The following is a 15,562-nucleotide window of genomic DNA, read 5'->3' on the forward strand; positions in this document are numbered from 1 at the left end:
CGCAGCAGGCCCGCCCAAGGATGAAGCGGGGGAACCTTAGGGCAGAACCGCGACGGTCCTCGCTCACGGGAGAACGTCCGCCGCTGCCTTGGCGCGACAGCAGCGCCGTTGTTCAGCCGGGAATCAGCGCAGGATATGTGGAACCACTTGGTCCATGTCGGCATCGACAACGTGGCCAATTACGTGACCAGCCATGACGGGCTGCTCACCTTCATCCCCGTGCAGGTCCCAACCGAAGACCTCAACGACGTGGACCCTGACTTGGTCTTTGACGTCCGCAGCAAGACCGAGCACAAGGCCCGGCTCGTCCCCGGCTATAGCAGCTCAGCGGTGGCCCGCCCGTGTGGCACCTCGACCAGGTTCCCGCGAAAGGCACAATTGTGAGCTACTGCCAAAGCGGGGTGCACAACTCAGTCGCGGCAAGCGCACTCCGCCGCGCCGCGCCGCGTACAACGTTTTCAAACTTAATGGCAGCCAAGCAACGTGGAACGCATGGACAAGCTCGCGGGAAGTCAAAATGCGGTATTGCGACGGATACTGGAAGTACTAGAAGGAAGCAACCAGTGAAACCTTTGACGCGTCGCCACCTGCTGGTGCTGGGTGCAGCAGGGGCCGGCGTTACGGCCGCCGGAGCTGCCGGGCTGTGGCTGACCACCGGCCCCGGCGCTCAGCCCCTGTACACCCAGAAGCTGGACCTGACCGAACCCCACGTGCTGACCAGCCGTGACCGTGTGCTGGAAGTTCAGCTAGTCGCTGCACCGGCCCAGGTGCAGATCGGCAGGAGGGAGGCTTCGGTGCAGGCATATAACGACTCCTTGCCCGGACCGACGCTACGGGCCGGCCCTGGCGACACTATCAGGATCTCCCTGCATAACGGGCTGCTGGCACCCACGAACCTGCATGTGCACGGGCTGCATGTCTCCCCGCAGGGCAACAGCGATAACCCCTTTGTCAGCGTTGCCCCGGGCGAAACATTCGATTACGAGTTCACACTGCCTGCGGACCACCCACCGGGCACTTACTGGTACCACCCCCATCACCACGGCCATGCCGCCGACCAGGTGGCCGGTGGCCTCTACGGAGCAATTGTGGTGGAGGACACCGAACCGATTTCGATCACCCGTGAGAGGTTGATAGTGATCTCCGATTTGTCTCTGGACGCCGACGGCAACCTCGCACGGGCGGACCGGATGCAGCAGGTGATGGGACGCGAAGGGCAGGTCGTTTTGGTCAACGGCCAAGTCCGTCCACAATTGCGCGCCGCTGCCGGAGAACGGGAACGCTGGCGGATCATCAACGCCTGTCCCTCTCGATACCTGCGATTGTCACTTTCAGGACAGCAGGTCCGCCTCCTCAGCCGTGACATTGGCCGTTTGCCAGAGCCTGAGGGCGTCACTGAGGTGGTTCTCGCTCCGGGGAATCGGGTAGAACTCCTCGTAGAAACCCGCGAAGCGAATTCCACGCTCGCCGCCGCCCCCGTGGATCGCGGCAGCATGAGCCCCATGATGGGCGGCGCCATTGGAGGTGGTACCCAATCCGGTGGAGGCCCGCTCGAACTATGTTCTCTGACCGTCTCCCCAAGCATGAGCACTGATCTCCGGCCAGTGACCAACGGCCGGCCCCTACGCGATCTGCGGAAGGAACCTCTCGCTGCCGCCCGAACACTGACCTTGGGTGCGGGGACAGATGCGGAAATGGGTAGGGGCAGCGGACAGGGAAGCATGATGTCCTTCACCATCAACGGACGCACGTTCGACCCCCAAAGAGTCGACGAGACAACCGCAGTGGGCACCGTTGAGGAATGGGCCCTGGTCAACTCCAGTTCCATGGACCACCCCCTCCACCTGCACGTGTGACCCATGCAGGTCATCCATGATGGGGACCGCGAAGTAACCGAACCCAGATGGCAGGATGTGGTCAATGTCCCTGCCCGCGGCCGGGTGACAATCCGGGTGGCCTTCGATGACTTCCCCGGCCGCACCGTCTTCCACTGCCACATCCTCGACCACGAAGACCAAGGCATGATGGCTACCGTCCAGGCCATCTGAGCGTCACGTTACGGCCGTGGAAACCCACACGGCAAACCTTTGCAACGCCTACTCCTCGCGCGGCAAGTGGATCGTCTCCTCGGTTTCGGTGTGAGGGTCCCTCGCGGCGAGCAGCAATGCCCGCAGTTCTTCCAGTAGTTCCAGCTGTTGGCTGTTAATGGCCATAAGCCGGTCGATCTCCGTCTTCGCTTGCACGTCAGTGTCGTAGTCGTGCTGGGCCGTGGCTGCCGCTATAGCGTCCTGCCTTTTCGCGGCGATGAGCAAGATAGCGCCCTGGAGCCCTGCCAACATGGACAGGAAGAGATTCACAAAAATCCAGCTACCCATGCCATTGCGGAGGTAGTCGGCGGCACGCTCTCCCCTACTGAGGCCGGCTTGATGCTGACCGTGCCACGTGTTCTCTCGCTCACTCATGAGCACAGACTAAGAACTCTGGAACGGTGTTGGAAGCCTACTGCTGCTGCGTCCACACCCAATCCCTGATTTCGGGTAGGTCCTCAAAGTGCTCGCGGATGTAGAGGGAATGGGCGTCCAACTGCTTCCGGCAATGCTCCAGCAGTTGCTCTGCCCCCGGGAATTGACCGCGAGTCCGGCGCAGGGCTTCCATCACCAGGTGGTATCGGCTGACCTTGTTCAGTACCACCATGTCGAATGGTGTGGTGGTGGTGCCTTGCTCGTTGTATCCCCGGACATGGAACCGCTCGGGATGCGGGCGACCATGCAGGAGCTGGTGCAGTGCCCTCGCGTACCCATGCCAGGCCATAACGACATCCACATCAGCGGTGAAGAGTTCTTCAAACTTCTCACCAGACAGCCCATGCGGATGCGCCTCTGGCGGCGGCAAGACCATGGCATCCATGACATTGACTACCCGGACGGACATCTCAGGAACATGCCGCCTGAGGAGCCATGCAGCCGCCAACGTCTCCTGCGTGGGAACATCTCCGGCACATGCAAGGACGATGTCCGGGACCTTGCCGGCCGAGGTCCCGAGTATTTCATGTCCAGCCCAATCCCAGATGGATGCGCCGGCGGCTGCATGCGCCCGCGCCTCTTCGAGCGTCAGGTACTGCGGATGTTCCTGCTTATCGATCACTACGAGATTCACATAGTCCTTGCTTTCGAGCATGTGTTCGGCAGTGACCAGCAGGGTGTTCGCATCGGGTGGGAAGTAGACACGGATGACGCTGCTGGACAGGGACAGAACCGTGTCAATAAGACCAGGGCCTTGATGGCTGAAACCGTTGTGATCGTTCCGCCAACATGTGGAGGTCAGCAGGATGTTCAAGCTGGGCACGGGCCGCCGCCACTCCAGCTCCCGTGAATGCTGCAACCATTTGGCGTGCTGAACGGTCATGGAAGCGCTGACCATCGCAAACGCCTCATAGCTGGCGAATAGGCCGTGCCGGCCTGTCAGCACGTATCCTTCCAGCCATCCTTGGCACAGGTGTTCGGACAGGACTTCCATCACGCGTCCGCTGGCGGAAACATGATCGTCTGCGAGCGCGCCTTCTGTGGTGGCCGCTGGTTCGAGGAGGCATCTGTCGGTGGCTTCGAAGACTGCGCTGAGCCTGTTGCTGCTGGTTTCGTCGGGGCAGAAGAGACGGAACCTCGGGTCGTCGGTTGTATCGATGTAGATATCACGCAGCATCTCGCCCAATGGCTTGGTGCTCTGGTGCATCACGCCCCCGCGGGGAACAGTCTCGATGGCGTATCGATCGAGCGAGGGTATGGCGAGGTCGCGGCTTCCCATTCCGCGGCTGCCCGGCAGTGCGCCCATGCGCAGATCGCCTGTCGGGGCGAGCTGTTCGAGCTCGGCGAGAAGGCGTCCGTCGGCGTCGAAGAGCTCTTCTGGCCGGTAGGAACGCATCCACGCTTCAAGCTGCGCCAGGTGCGCCGGATTCTCTCTGACTCCGGCCAGCGGGACTTGGTGGGAACGGTGGGTTCCCTCTACGGGCTTTCCGTCTACTGTCACCGGTCCTGTCCATCCTTTGGGGGTCCGCAGGATGATGGCGGGCCATCGTGCGGGCCCGATGACTCCCTCCGCGCGGGCGTGGGACTGGATTGCGCGGATGGAGGCGTAGGCCGAGTCCAGTGCTGAGGCCAGGGCGGGGTGGACGACGGCGGGGTTATCGCCGGAGACGACGACGGGATCCCAGCCGTGCGCTTCGAGCAATGACGCTACGTCCGTGTTCGAGCGCCTGCCAAGGACCGTGGGGCCGGAGATCTTATGCCCATTGAGGTGGAGGATGGGAAGTACTGCCCCATCCCTGAGCGGGTTGATGAACGAGGGCGCCTTCCACGAGCCTTCGAGCGGACCAGTTTCGGCCTCCCCATCACCGACGACGCAGGCAACGATCAGGTCCGGATTGTCCATAGCCGCACCGGTAGCATGCATCAGGGAATAGCCCAGTTCCCCGCCCTCGTGAATGGAGCCAGGCGTGGCGGGGCCGACGTGGCTGGCGATGCCTCCCGGCGTCGAAAACTGCCGGACAAGCCTCCGAAGCCCTTTCAGGTCTTTGCCAACGGCCGGATAAACCTCCGAGTAGCTGCCTTCCAGATAGGTATTGGCGACGACGGCGGGACCTCCGTGGCCGGGACCGGCCACGAACAGAACTTCCACACTCGTGCGACGGATAAGGCGGTTGAGGTGTGCATAGATCAGGGACAGTCCGGGGCTTGTGCCCCAGTGACCTAGAAGCCTGGGTTTGATGTGCGCTGCTTGCAGCGGTTCCCGGAGCAGCGCGTTCTCCTGCAGGTAGATCTGGGCAACGGTCAGATAGTTGGCCGCGGACCAATACCGGTGCAGGAGGTCAAAGTTTTCGACTTTCGGCTCAGTGTCGCTGGATGTGGCGTTCTCGTCGATGCTCATGTCGCGATCAACCTTCCTTAGGGGGCGCGGCGAGCAAGGCCGCCGTCGATTCTGCAATAGCGCGTTCCTCGTCGCTGGGCACTACGAGCACAGGAATTGCGGATTCCATGGTGCTGATCTTGCGCATGCCTTCCTGGCTGGCCGTATTCAGGCCTTCATCAAGGCCGAGCCCCAGTGGCCTCAACCAGTCGACCACCTTGGCCCTGAACAGTGCTGAGTTCCCGCCCACGCCGCCGGTGAACACCAGAGCGTCAGGTCGGTCAACCACCATCGAGTAGGCCGCTATGTATTTGGCGAGACGGTAGGCGGCCATGTCTATGGCAAGTCGGGCCTGGGGTTCGCCGCTGCCCGCAGCCTTTTCAACCGTCCGCATATCTGCGGATCCTGCAATGGCCAGCAACCCCGATTGGTAATTCAGCATGTGGTCGACTTCGTCCGCAGTTGCGCCTTCTTGCTGGAGCAGGAGGACCACGGACGGGTCCAGGTCTCCCGATCGCGTCCCCATGATCAGCCCTTCCAATGGCGTCATTCCCATGGAGGTGTCCACGCTGAGCCCGTTCTTGACGGCGGTGACGGACGCGCCGTTGCCAACATGAGCCACTATCGCATTCAGAGACGCCGTACCGAGAAGTTCTGCTGTGTCACGGCAGGCCATCTCCACCGAGATACCGTGAAAGCCATAGCGCCGCACGGGATGGGCCCGGTAGGCGTGCTCCGGAATGGCATAGTGGGCGGCGAAGTCGGGAATGGTGCGATGGAACGCCGTGTCGAAGACGGCCACCTGTGGGAGATCCGGCCATCGTTTGCCGGCGACGTCAATGCAGGCGACACTGGCCGGGTTGTGGAGCGGCGCCAAGGGACTTAGTTCTTCAATGGCGGACACCACATCCGCCGTGACAAGTACCGGGGTGCTGAACCGCGGACCGCCGTGGACGACTCGGTGTCCAATAGCCTCCGGGTGCGTGGATCCGAGGCTCTCCAGGCTTTCATTCAGCTCTTCAAAGGCTGCCTGCAGGTGCTCGGGAGTTGAACGCTCCCCAGCAGGCCAGTCCACCTGTCCGGACGCAAGAACGGCAGCAGCCGGGTTGGTGGCTGCTGTGTCGCGCAAGTGGTATTTCAGCGATGAGGAGCCGGGATTCAGCACAAGAACACGCATGTTCTCCTCTCACTTCCGCGGGGAAGGCTGCAGTGAATGCCTCTCCTCTGGACCCTAATGCACTGAGCCGTTCAGTGGGAGGGCCTTCCGGCCCTTGCAACGACGGGCCGTCCCGCTGATAGTGGAGACCACCACCGTTGGTAATCCGAAGGGAACGTCGGTTCGTGAAGAAACAGATCCTGGTTGCCCTTGACGGCTCAAGGGTGGGCTCTCCCGTGGCTGACTGGGCTGCGGCACGCGCGAATTCCCTTGATCTCGGCCTGACCCTGGTCCATGTGGTCCCCGGGGAGTGGGCTTATCCGAGGGCGAACGACCGTCAACTGGAGCTAAGCCGCGCTGAGGACCTGCTCACTAGCGAAGCGCAACGGCTGGCTGCGGCCTTTCCCCGCGTGGGCATTACGACACAGCGGTTGTCCGGCGAACCTGCCGCAACGATTGCTTCCCTGTCACCGGCCTACTCGATGGTGGCGGTGGGCACAGACCGCGGTCCCGGCACGGAGGGGCAGGGATACGGTTCAGTCAGTTTCCAAGTTGCCGTTACCAGCAAGAGCGACGTCGCCGTTGTCCCGGAGTTTGCACCTCAAAAGCGTTCCGGCGTAGTGGTGGGCGTTGACGGATCCGCTGAGTCCGTCGATGCCCTGGATCAAGGCGCCAGGGAGGCTCAACGGTTGAATGATGAATTGATCATTGTCCATGCAACAGGTCCCGAGGTTGGGCCTGCTGAGGGCGGGCATGTCCTGGGCGCGGCTGTCCAGCGGGTCAACTACGAGTTCCCGTCCGTCGTCATGAAGAAAGTCCTGGATACCACCCGTGGCCCCGGTGAGGCACTGATAGTTGCTGCAAGAGACGCACAGCTGCTGGTCATGGGCTGCAAAGGACGGGGAGGTTGAGCGTGCTGCTGGGCTCTGTTGCCCAGCACGTGCTCCGCCCCACCATCCTGACCCGACCCTAGCCAGCGGTGCCGGGCGGGACCTCCTGGGTTTCGCCGTCGTGAACGTCAGAGGCGGTGGGGTCCAGCGGCGGCCACCACTTCGACGGCGGGCTGATGACGAACCGGCGACCGGTGATCTCTGTGGGCGTGACCCTGACCAGGATGTCCTTGGCGCCGGGCTGCCAAGGCGACAAGCCGGCATCCACGGCTTCCTGAATGTCTTCGGGCTGCGTAACGAATTCCGGCCTTCCTTTGAGGATGACACTCCAGGCAACGGTCCCGTAACGGTTGAACCCATCGGCTTCCAGCGCAATCACCGCACCTTCCCGAAGGGCGTCGAGCTTGGTCCCAGGCCCGGTCCTGAAAAGAACAGTTCCGAATTTCGGCACAAAGTTCACTGGAAAGATCTCAGGCTCTTCACCGTTGATGAGGGCGATCCTGCCGATGGACACCGATTGAAGGTACTTCCAGCAGTCGTGGACGCTGAGTTCTTTGGTGTCCTGATCCGTCGATGTGTTCTCCATGGGCTGAGCCTAACCCCTCCGCCGGCACGCTCATAGGGCAGAAGGTCCCTCTCCGACTGTGCCCTTCGACCCTGGACGCGGGCAGTTGCCCGGTGGAGTCTTTGATCGAACAGGCCGGCGACGGCGTCAACGACGGTCCCGCTCAACGTCAAGCCGATATCGGCGTGGCCATGGGACTCAGCGGCACCGATGTAGCCCGTGAGGCCGCAGACCTTGTGCTCCTGGATGACCATTTCGCCACCAACATCGGGACCGATCTGCTTCCCGCCTTGGCCCTCGGGGCGGAGCCACCAGGTAAACGCGTGTTGAGCCGGCCTCCCGAAAAGCGGCATCTTCTGGATCGGCAACTCATGCTGAGGGTGTTTGCTGTCATGGGTCCCACGGAGGCGTTGTTCGCCATGGGTGCTTTCTCTGTGGTTCTCTTTGGCAGTGGTTGGGGCCGTGGGGATCCGCTGGACCCGGGTGTGCTGATGGGCGCATCAGGGGCCGCGTTTACGGCGGTGGTCCGTGGCCAGCTGGCAACTGCCTTCGCTTGCCGCAGTGCTACCGCTCCCGCGTGGAAGCAGGGATGGTTTACCAACAAGTTACTGCTGTGGGCCGTAGGGATGGAACTGGCGGCGTTGGCACTGTTCCTCTACGTACCTCCGGTAGCCGGCATCCTGGGTCAGGCTCCTCCTCCCTTCCCTGGCTTTGCCACTGCCCTCCTGGCGGTTCCCGGCGTGCTGGGCGCGGACTGGCTCTACAAACGGCTGCGCCACGGAGGGGCCCTCCCCCATTAAGGCAGCTTGCCGGATCCGTGCCCTTCGACCCTAGTGGCGCCGCCAGACGGAAGAGCAGGCTGGTCCCATGAATACACACCCGCGCTCTGATCGGATCGTTGTCGGTGTCGATGGATCCGAATATTCCTCCAACACCCTGCAGATGGCCGGTCGCATGGCAGCTGCGTTGGGAGGCCCCCTGGAGGTGATCACCTGTATTGGAATGTCCGACTACTTCATGGCATCCCGCTTTGAGCCCGAATTGACCCGGTTCACCTCGGAGTTGGAAGATACCGCCAAGCGGCTGGTCGATGAGGCCTTGGCACGAGCCTTCGGTGCAGACCGCCCCAAGGATCTAACAGTGACGGTCAAGTTCGGCGAACCGGCAAAGGTTCTTGTCGAAGAAGGCCATGGGGCACAACTACTTGTGGTGGGGAGGCGGGGCTCCGGTGGTTTCCTCAATCAGCCCCTGGGATCCGTCAGCCGGGCTTGCTCGGCCCACGCGCTTTGCCCCGTCCTTGTGGTAACTCAGGACGACCAGGGCTAGCTGTACCCCTGCGCTTGGACAGCGGTGATGGCGACAGTGTTAATGATGTCTTCGATCGTCGATCCCCTGGACAGGTCGTTGATGGGTTTGCGGAGCCCCTGAAGGATGGGCCCGACGGCGACAGCACCGGAAGACTGCTCCACGGCCTTATAGGTGTTGTTGCCTGTGTTCAGGTCAGGGAAGACGAAGACTGTCGCCCTTCCCGCGACAGCAGATGACGGCAACTTTGAACTCGCGATAACTGCATCCACCGCGGCGTCGTACTGTATAGGCCCGTCCACCGCAAGGTCCGGCCGGGCCGCCGCCACCATGTCCGTGGCACGCTTGACCTTGTCCACGGCCGTTCCGGCGCCGGATACGCCAGTAGAGTACGACAACATAGCCACCCTGGGCTCTACGCCGAACTGCGCCGCCGTCGTCGCCGATGCGAGCGCAATGTCCGCCAGTTGCCGGTCCGTTGGATCCGGCACCACGGCGCAATCCCCGTACACCAGCACGCGGTCAGGAAACAGCATAAAGAACACCGAGGACACCAGTCCGTTGCCATGCTGGCTCTTCATGAATTCCAACGCCGGCCGAATCGTGTTGGCCGTGGTGTGCGCCGCTCCGGAGACCATCCCGTCGGCCTCCCCCAGGTGGACCATCATGGTGCCAAAGTAGGCGCCATCGAGCATGACTTCCCTGGCCCGTTCCAAGATCACGCCTTTGTGGGCACGCAAGCGCTGATATTCCATCGCGAATCGCTCACGTAATGGCGAATGGGCGGGGTCGACGATGGTGATGCCACCCACCTCGATACCTTCGGCTTCGGCAAGCTCCCGGACCGCCGAGGGGTTCCCAAGAAGCGTCACGTGGCACACATCCCGGCGGCGCAGAATCTCCGCCGCACGCAACACCCGGCTATCTGTGCCCTCAGCCAGAACGATACGTTTCTTCTGCTGGCGGGCGCGTTCCACGAGGTCATTGAGGAAGCGCAGCGGCGTCATGGTCGCCGGACGCGGGAGCGCCAGACGTTCCAGCAGCTCCTTTTCGTCAATGGAGCGAGCCCAGATGCCCAGAGCGGCGGCCACCCGGCGGCTTTCTCCGGTGTGGATCTCGCTGCGGACGTGCGAGACCCGTTGAGCTGTAGTGTAGGTATCCGCAGTTTCAGCGAAGACGGGGAATGGCGCATGTGCCACAAATGGCAGCACGTAGCTGGCAGGGACCAGGCCATCGGTCAGGATGACTCCGGACGGTGTGGGCAGGTCCGGTGACAAGGCCGAGGCCGTGCAAGCCATGACGATGTCTGTGCGATCCCCGGGAACAATCACCAGGTTTCCGGGCTCGAGCAGCCGAAGGAAGTTCTCTACGTTCATCGCAGCCACTTTCGTGCTGCCCACGTTCCGGTCCAGCTCTGCGCTGCCCGAGATCCGTTCAAGGGACAACGACATCGCCACATCAGCCGCAGTGGGCGCCGATATTTCAGCGACCTCGGGAATCACATAGCTTGGGGGCCTTCCAGTAGTTGTCCGAACAGCGCCCCGGACTGTGTCGATGGCTGTCGGCTCGGCGCGGTTGACCACCACCGACAACACCGTGCTTCTGGCTGCTTCCAGTTGCCGTGACGCGTCCGCCACAGCCTGTGCGGTCTCCCGAGGACTCAAGCCCTGGGCCCCGATGACAGCGAGCACCGGCAGGCCTAGATTGTTGGCCAATTGAGCGTTCAGGTCGAATTCCCTCCCGGGTTCCGGGCTCCTCAGGTCCGAACCGTCCACCACAACCACGTCACATTCTTCGGCGATGCGTCCGTACTCCTCGAGCGCCCGGGAAACAACCTCGTCCTCGCGGCCTGCCGATAGTGCCGACCGGGCATCCGCCAAAGTCATTCCGCCCTTGCAGCGGAATGACTCCATCTTGTACAGCCGGTGAAGCATCCGAAGCAGCGGGTCGTCGGCCGGATCTGTTCCGTTCACGATTGGGCGGTAGAATCCCAGGCGGCCTGTTCTGCGGTGCAACGCGTCAGCCAGCCCCAAGACCACGAGTGACTTCCCGGCTTCGGGTGCGACGGACAAAACATATACGCCTTGGACCATGATGTAACCTTTCGGGCCGATCATCCGATGCTTCACAGGTTCCACCCCGCAGACCCTCAATGCCAGAGTCGAAGGTCATGATGGCTGCTTTCGCCCACGGGACCTTGGACTCTGTTGGGGGCAGGAAGCCAGCCATAGGCTCGGGAGCATCGAACCAACGGCGACGTGGCGATCCGCCAGCAGCCACCACCCCACGCAGGAGACACAGACCATGGAAACCGACGAACGCCCCGGAACCGTCCTCACCGAAGCCGACTCATGGAAGGTCCTGGAACGTAACCAGCATGGTCGCTTGGCTGTCAGCGTCCTGGGTGAACCGGACATCTACCCACTTAATTTCATCGCCCACAACCAGCGGCTGCTGCTGAGGACGAATCCCGGAACAAAGCTCGCCGAACTGACCGTCAATGAGAAGGTTGCCTTCGAAGTTGAGGAGATCGTCGACGCCGAAGCCTGGAGTGTTGTCCTTAAGGGGACTGCCAGGGTGATCGAGTCGCAGTCGGAGATCGACGAAGCGGACAAGCTTCCCCTGAAGCCTTGGATTCCGACGCGTAAATACACCTACGTGGAGATCACTCCCACCCGGGTCCATGGCCGCCACTTTGAACTTGGTGACGAGCCGGAGCGGTACTGACCTCACGGACCTCCCCAGAGCGTGCGGGCACAACAGTCCGTCCGGGACCCAAAGCCCGGAGGGCATTGAGAATGGTGGCAAGATCCACCAGCTCCTGGAGCAGCGCCCCGGCGACGGCCGGAATCATGCCAAACGTTGCCATCACCATCAGACCGAGGCTCAGCAGTATCCCGGTCCAAATGCTGGTCCGGGCGATTCGAAGCGTACGCTGCCCGATGCCTACAGCGACGGCGGCCTTGGACAAGTCGTCAACCATAATCACCACGTCCGCGGACTCGCTGGCCGCAGTGGCACCTTTGGCACCCATGGCGATACCGACGTCGGCCGCTGCCAGTACGGGAGCGTCGTTGACGCCGTCGCCCACCATCATCACGGGCCTGAGCGGAAGGGCCGCGACAGCATTGACTTTGTCAGCCGGCAGGCATTCGGCCATGACGTTGCTGATGCCCGCTTCCGTAGCGATGTGTCGGGCTGTCGTCGCAGCGTCTCCGGTCAGGAGCATCGTCTCCGCGATCCCGAGCCTCCGAAGTTCCGTCAGGGTGTTCTTCGCGTTTGGGCGCAATGGATCGCTCATGATCAGAGTGCCGGCAAACCGCCCATCCACGCCGACGTAGATCCCAAGATGGCCTCCGGGCAGTGTCGTCTTGTCGAAGCCGCTCACCAGGGAGCCGACGTAAGCGGGTTTTCCGACCACTACGTGGTGGCTTCCGCAGTCGGCCGTGACACCGTTGGTTGCATGTTCACTCGCGCCCGTTGCCGGTATAAGTACCAGGCTGCGCGCTCGGGCTTCTGCCATGACTGAAGCAGCCAGGACGTGCGTGGAATACTGCTCGGCGGAGGCGGCCAACTGCAGCAGGGCGTCTTCGGACAGATGTGAGGCTGGGGCCACCCGGATTCCAGCCAAGGAGGGGTTGCCTTGTGTGAGGGTCCCTGTCTTGTCGAAGACGGCGGTCTTGACTCTACTGAGTTGCTCAAGCGTCCCCGCGTTTTTGATGATGATGCCGGCATGTGCGGCCCTGCTGGTCCCCGCGAGGAACGCGACGGGTGCAGCAATCAGCAAAGGGCACGGGGTGGCTACCACCAGAACCTCAGCGAACCGTCGTGGATCCTGGCTGAAGAACCACGCAGCGCCGGCCAGCACCAAGGCGACCAGAGTGAACGGCACAGCATATTTGTCGGCAAGCCGTACCGTCGGCGCACGGCTTGCCGCGGCTTCCTGAACCAAGGCAACTATTTGGCTGTACTGCGAATCCGCTGCGGTGGCCGTGGCCTTCATACGCACGGCATCGGCCCCGTTGACAGTGCCGCTGAGCAGCAAGTCGCCCTTGGTTCGCTCTGCAGGCAGGCTTTCGCCTGTCAGCGCTGACTCATCAAAGATTCCGACGTCGGACAGCAAGGTACCGTCCACCGGAACCAACTCTGACGGCCTGACCAGCAGCACGTCTCCCGGAACCACGGCATCCACCAGGATATCCTCCACGGGCATTCCGGGCCGTTCGCGGTGCGCGTTGCGCGGGGACCGGTCCAGGAGCGCACGGAGCTCCCTGGTGGCGCGGCCTTGGGCAAATTGTTCCAGCGCCTCGCCGCCTGTCAGCATCAGAACCACTATGAGGGATGCCAGGTATTCCCCCACCGCAACTGTCGAGCAAATGGCCATCACGGCCAGGAGATCAATGCCCCAGCGTCCGTGCAGGAGCCCTTTGATCATGGTGCCTGCCCGGTAGAGGGCAACACTGAGGGCGAAGATGCTCGCCAGCCCTTGGGCCGCCGGTATCAGTCCGATGACTGTCAGGACCGCGACGGCGACGAGCACCACAAAGGTTGCTGTCACTAACGGAAAGCGCAAGGCCGAGTGCAGCAGGTGCCGTGTCATGTCCGCTGATCAGTCGTGAGGGGTGCGGTTGAGAACAACTTTCAGGGCACCTGTTTCCGCCGCGCGCGAGAACGTGTCATAGGCATCAATGATTTGTTCCAGGCCGAAATGATGGGTAGCGAACTTATCAGCGGGGAGCTTGTGTTGTGCCACCAGGCGAAGCAGCATCGGGGTGGTGTTGGTGTTGACCAGTCCCATGCTGATGTTGATGTTTTGAATCCACAGATCCTGGAGGGGCAGTCGGACTGGCTTGCCGTGGACACCGATGTTGGCCACGTGCCCGCCGGGGCGGACCAGGCGTAAGGCCATGTCAAAGGTCTCCGGTATTCCCACTGCTTCCATGGACACGTCCACCCCAGCCCCGTCGGTGAGGGTGAGAACTTCCGCAATCCATTCGGGCTTGGTGGGGTTGACCGTGTGCGTGGCTCCGAAGTCACGGGACTTGGCGAGCCGGCCCTCGTCGGGATCTATGGCCACTACCGTGGCTGCACCGTGGAGCCCGGCTGTTGCCATGGCTGCGAGGCCGATGGGCCCTGCCCCCACAATGGCCACGACGTCACCCGGGGCCACGTGCCCGGCCTGGACTCCGATTTCGAAGGCCGTGGGCAGGATGTCGGAGAGCATCACGGCTTCGTCGTCGGTGACGCCGTGGGGCAGTTTGTGCAAGGAGTTTTCTGCATAGGGAACCCGGACGAATTCGGCCTGCGTACCGTCGATGAGGTGGCCGAAAATCCAGCCGGTTCCCGCTTGTCCTTCGTCACCGAGGCAGTGGGAGAACAGGCCCTTCCTGCAATTGCCGCAATGCCCACATGACTTGATACACGAGATGATCACTCGGTCGCCCCGGCGGAGTGAGCTGACCGAACTCCCAACATCGGTGACGGTTCCCACCCCTTCGTGCCCGAGGATGCGTCCTGGCTGGACCGCAGGGACGTCTCCTTTGAGGATGTGCAGATCTGTACCGCAAATGGTGGTGGTGTCGATGCGCACGATTGCGTCGGTGGCCTGAAGAATGACGGGATCCGGAACATCCGTCCAGGACTTTTCGCCGGGGCCACCGTAGACGAGCGCCTTCATGGTGTTGTTCCGTCCTTGTTATGCCAGGCTGACACACCGGGCGTGGGTACTAGTGGAAGTCGCCCAGGCGGGCGTCGTTCAAGGGGGTCCCCCAGAGGTCTGGCCGGGTGGTTTTGAACCGCCGCCCCGTGACAGCATTCGGAGTTAGCCTCAGATAGCAGTCCTTGGCGCCTGGTTGCCAGGGATCCAGTCCCAAGGCGTCGACGTCGGCTCTTTCCTGACGGTCGAGTATCAGGTGTGTCTGCCCTCGGACAACCACGCTCCATGCCTTTCCGCTGAAGTAGCCATCACTTTCCAGGGCGCAAGGGGTTCTCAGTGTGCTCCAAAACTTGGTGCCCGCACCGGTTCGAAACACAATGCTGTCACCATCCAGCACATAGTTCACTGGAAAGATATCGGGATGTCCGTCCACCAGGACGGCCAGACGGCCAACGTTGGTCTGTGCCAACAGGTCCCAGCATTCGTCCGGGGCGAGCCGTTCGACGGCGGCACTTGGCTGTGTTTTCATTCCAAACCCGCCCTGGTGGCGTCGTCGAGCGGACTCCACCACGTCAGCGGCGGTGTCACTTTGAAGCGGCGCCCGGTCAACGAGGTGGGAACGATCCGGACAAAATGGTCCTTCCGCCCGGACTGCCACGGGAAAAGCAGCAGACCGACGGTGTCCAGCACCTCCTGGGTCAGCTTGGTGCTCTCTGCCCCGCCTTTGACCACAACACTCCACGCGATTCCCGACGTTGGGTCTACTCCGTCGGCTTCCAGCGCTACCGGTGTGGCGCTGAGGGCAGCGTGGAGCTTACTCCCTTCGCCAGTGCGGAAGACCAGCGTGCCGTGGTCTGCTTTGTAATTGACGGGAAAGATGTCGGGATGGTCCTGCGCCCAGACTGCGAGGCGTCCCACTGAGACACTGCGCAGCAGCTCCCAACACTGCTTGTTGTCCAGGATCTCAGCTTCCGGAACCGTAGGTTTATTCGTCATGGTTAGACCGTAGGCCTGGTCACGCCGGGACAACAGGGCACAAAGGCCCGCACGCGCCCGGCGCGGTAGCCGGTTAATAAGCGCCGGAGTAGTCT

General features: G+C 62.3%; 13 protein-coding genes and 2 pseudogenes. 6 read left to right on the forward strand and 9 right to left on the reverse strand.

All coding sequences use genetic code 11. The features are described from left to right. Window positions 1–135: 135 nt before the first annotated feature. Together J3A64_RS07705 and J3A64_RS07710 are read left to right on the forward strand one after the other, a co-directional pair. Window positions 136–384 (forward strand): hypothetical protein, encoded by a 249-nt coding sequence (locus J3A64_RS07705; protein ID WP_210063971.1) that lies wholly within the window; start codon window positions 136–138, stop codon window positions 382–384. Window positions 385–767: 383 nt separating this feature from the next. Next, window positions 768–2,048, forward strand: a pseudogene (locus J3A64_RS07710) (multicopper oxidase family protein). Window positions 2,049–2,096: 48 nt separating this feature from the next. Here J3A64_RS07710 and J3A64_RS07715 read toward each other — a convergent pair. From J3A64_RS07715 to J3A64_RS07725, 3 genes are read right to left on the reverse strand one after another with little or no spacing between them, the layout of a single operon-like run. Continuing rightward, window positions 2,097–2,462, reverse strand: a complete 366-nt coding sequence (locus J3A64_RS07715; protein ID WP_210063972.1) for a DUF1003 domain-containing protein — start codon at window positions 2,460–2,462, stop codon at window positions 2,097–2,099. A 37-nt stretch (window positions 2,463–2,499) separates the two neighbouring features. Continuing rightward, complete coding sequence (locus J3A64_RS07720; RefSeq protein WP_210063973.1) at window positions 2,500–4,920, reverse strand: phosphoketolase; 2,421 nt, start codon at window positions 4,918–4,920, stop codon at window positions 2,500–2,502. A gap of 7 nt (window positions 4,921–4,927) precedes the next feature. Continuing rightward, window positions 4,928–6,076: an acetate/propionate family kinase gene (locus J3A64_RS07725; RefSeq protein WP_210063974.1), complete on the reverse strand. Its 1,149-nt coding sequence runs from the start codon at window positions 6,074–6,076 to the stop codon at window positions 4,928–4,930. A gap of 164 nt (window positions 6,077–6,240) precedes the next feature. Here J3A64_RS07725 and J3A64_RS07730 point away from each other — a divergent pair, with 164 nt between their 5' ends. Beyond that, window positions 6,241–6,966 (forward strand): universal stress protein, encoded by a 726-nt coding sequence (locus J3A64_RS07730; RefSeq protein WP_307807173.1) that lies wholly within the window; start codon window positions 6,241–6,243, stop codon window positions 6,964–6,966. 58 nt (window positions 6,967–7,024) lie between these two features. Here J3A64_RS07730 and J3A64_RS07735 read toward each other — a convergent pair whose 3' ends face one another. After that, the gene (locus J3A64_RS07735; protein ID WP_210063975.1) at window positions 7,025–7,531 is read right to left on the reverse strand and encodes a pyridoxamine 5'-phosphate oxidase family protein; all 507 of its coding nucleotides are present in this window, start codon (window positions 7,529–7,531) and stop codon (window positions 7,025–7,027) included. 101 nt (window positions 7,532–7,632) lie between these two features. Here J3A64_RS07735 and J3A64_RS07740 point away from each other — a divergent pair. Together J3A64_RS07740 and J3A64_RS07745 are read left to right on the forward strand one after the other, a co-directional pair. Then, window positions 7,633–8,310 (forward strand): annotated as a pseudogene (locus J3A64_RS07740) (cation transporting ATPase C-terminal domain-containing protein); the annotation flags it as partial. Between the two features lie 67 nt (window positions 8,311–8,377). Further along, on the forward strand, window positions 8,378–8,836 hold the full coding sequence (locus J3A64_RS07745; RefSeq protein ID WP_210063976.1) for a universal stress protein: 459 nt from the start codon (window positions 8,378–8,380) through the stop codon (window positions 8,834–8,836). Here the strand turns inward: J3A64_RS07745 and pta are convergent. Further along, window positions 8,833–10,908, reverse strand: a complete 2,076-nt coding sequence (pta, locus tag J3A64_RS07750) for a phosphate acetyltransferase (protein WP_043471257.1) — start codon at window positions 10,906–10,908, stop codon at window positions 8,833–8,835. The genes J3A64_RS07745 and pta overlap by 4 nt on opposite strands. A gap of 211 nt (window positions 10,909–11,119) precedes the next feature. Here pta and J3A64_RS07755 point away from each other — a divergent pair, with 211 nt between their 5' ends. Next, complete coding sequence (locus tag J3A64_RS07755) at window positions 11,120–11,542, forward strand: pyridoxamine 5'-phosphate oxidase family protein (protein ID WP_043470135.1); 423 nt, start codon at window positions 11,120–11,122, stop codon at window positions 11,540–11,542. Here J3A64_RS07755 and J3A64_RS07760 read toward each other — a convergent pair. From J3A64_RS07760 to J3A64_RS07775, 4 genes are read right to left on the reverse strand one after another with little or no spacing between them, the layout of a single operon-like run. Continuing rightward, window positions 11,481–13,415, reverse strand: a complete 1,935-nt coding sequence (locus J3A64_RS07760) for a heavy metal translocating P-type ATPase (protein WP_014921646.1) — start codon at window positions 13,413–13,415, stop codon at window positions 11,481–11,483. The two genes, J3A64_RS07755 and J3A64_RS07760, sit on opposite strands and share 62 nt — an antisense overlap. Window positions 13,416–13,424: 9 nt before the next feature. Further along, window positions 13,425–14,492, reverse strand: coding sequence for a zinc-dependent alcohol dehydrogenase family protein (locus tag J3A64_RS07765; RefSeq protein WP_014921645.1), 1,068 nt, complete (start codon window positions 14,490–14,492; stop codon window positions 13,425–13,427). A 49-nt stretch (window positions 14,493–14,541) separates the two neighbouring features. Beyond that, window positions 14,542–15,000: a pyridoxamine 5'-phosphate oxidase family protein gene (locus J3A64_RS07770; RefSeq protein WP_014921644.1), complete on the reverse strand. Its 459-nt coding sequence runs from the start codon at window positions 14,998–15,000 to the stop codon at window positions 14,542–14,544. Further along, a complete protein-coding gene (locus J3A64_RS07775) occupies window positions 14,997–15,467 on the reverse strand; it encodes a pyridoxamine 5'-phosphate oxidase family protein (protein WP_210063977.1) in 471 nt (156 codons plus the stop codon). Before J3A64_RS07775 ends, J3A64_RS07770 begins: the two co-directional genes overlap by 4 nt. Window positions 15,468–15,562: the final 95 nt, after the last annotated feature.

Origin of the sequence: Pseudarthrobacter sp. PvP004 (assembly GCF_017876035.1) — a bacterium.
GTDB classification, from domain to species: Bacteria; Actinomycetota; Actinomycetes; order Actinomycetales; family Micrococcaceae; genus Arthrobacter; species Arthrobacter aurescens_A.

Bases quoted from the DNA above. Each gene is read 5' to 3' on its own strand.
- J3A64_RS07765 (WP_014921645.1), bottom strand. From the start codon at position 14,492: ATGAAGGCGCTCGTCTACGGTGGCCCCGGCGAAAAGTCCTGGACGGAT.
- J3A64_RS07770 (WP_014921644.1), bottom strand. From the start codon at position 15,000: ATGAAAACACAGCCAAGTGCCGCCGTCGAACGGCTCGCCCCGGACGAA.
- J3A64_RS07745 (WP_210063976.1), top strand. From the start codon at position 8,378: ATGAATACACACCCGCGCTCTGATCGGATCGTTGTCGGTGTCGATGGA.
- J3A64_RS07755 (WP_043470135.1), top strand. From the start codon at position 11,120: ATGGAAACCGACGAACGCCCCGGAACCGTCCTCACCGAAGCCGACTCA.
- J3A64_RS07775 (WP_210063977.1), bottom strand. From the start codon at position 15,467: ATGACGAATAAACCTACGGTTCCGGAAGCTGAGATCCTGGACAACAAG.
- pta (WP_043471257.1), bottom strand. From the start codon at position 10,908: ATGGTCCAAGGCGTATATGTTTTGTCCGTCGCACCCGAAGCCGGGAAG.
- J3A64_RS07725 (WP_210063974.1), bottom strand. From the start codon at position 6,076: ATGCGTGTTCTTGTGCTGAATCCCGGCTCCTCATCGCTGAAATACCAC.
- J3A64_RS07705 (WP_210063971.1), top strand. From the start codon at position 136: ATGTGGAACCACTTGGTCCATGTCGGCATCGACAACGTGGCCAATTAC.
- J3A64_RS07720 (WP_210063973.1), bottom strand. From the start codon at position 4,920: ATGAGCATCGACGAGAACGCCACATCCAGCGACACTGAGCCGAAAGTC.
- J3A64_RS07760 (WP_014921646.1), bottom strand. From the start codon at position 13,415: ATGACACGGCACCTGCTGCACTCGGCCTTGCGCTTTCCGTTAGTGACA.
- J3A64_RS07715 (WP_210063972.1), bottom strand. From the start codon at position 2,462: ATGAGTGAGCGAGAGAACACGTGGCACGGTCAGCATCAAGCCGGCCTC.
- J3A64_RS07735 (WP_210063975.1), bottom strand. From the start codon at position 7,531: ATGGAGAACACATCGACGGATCAGGACACCAAAGAACTCAGCGTCCAC.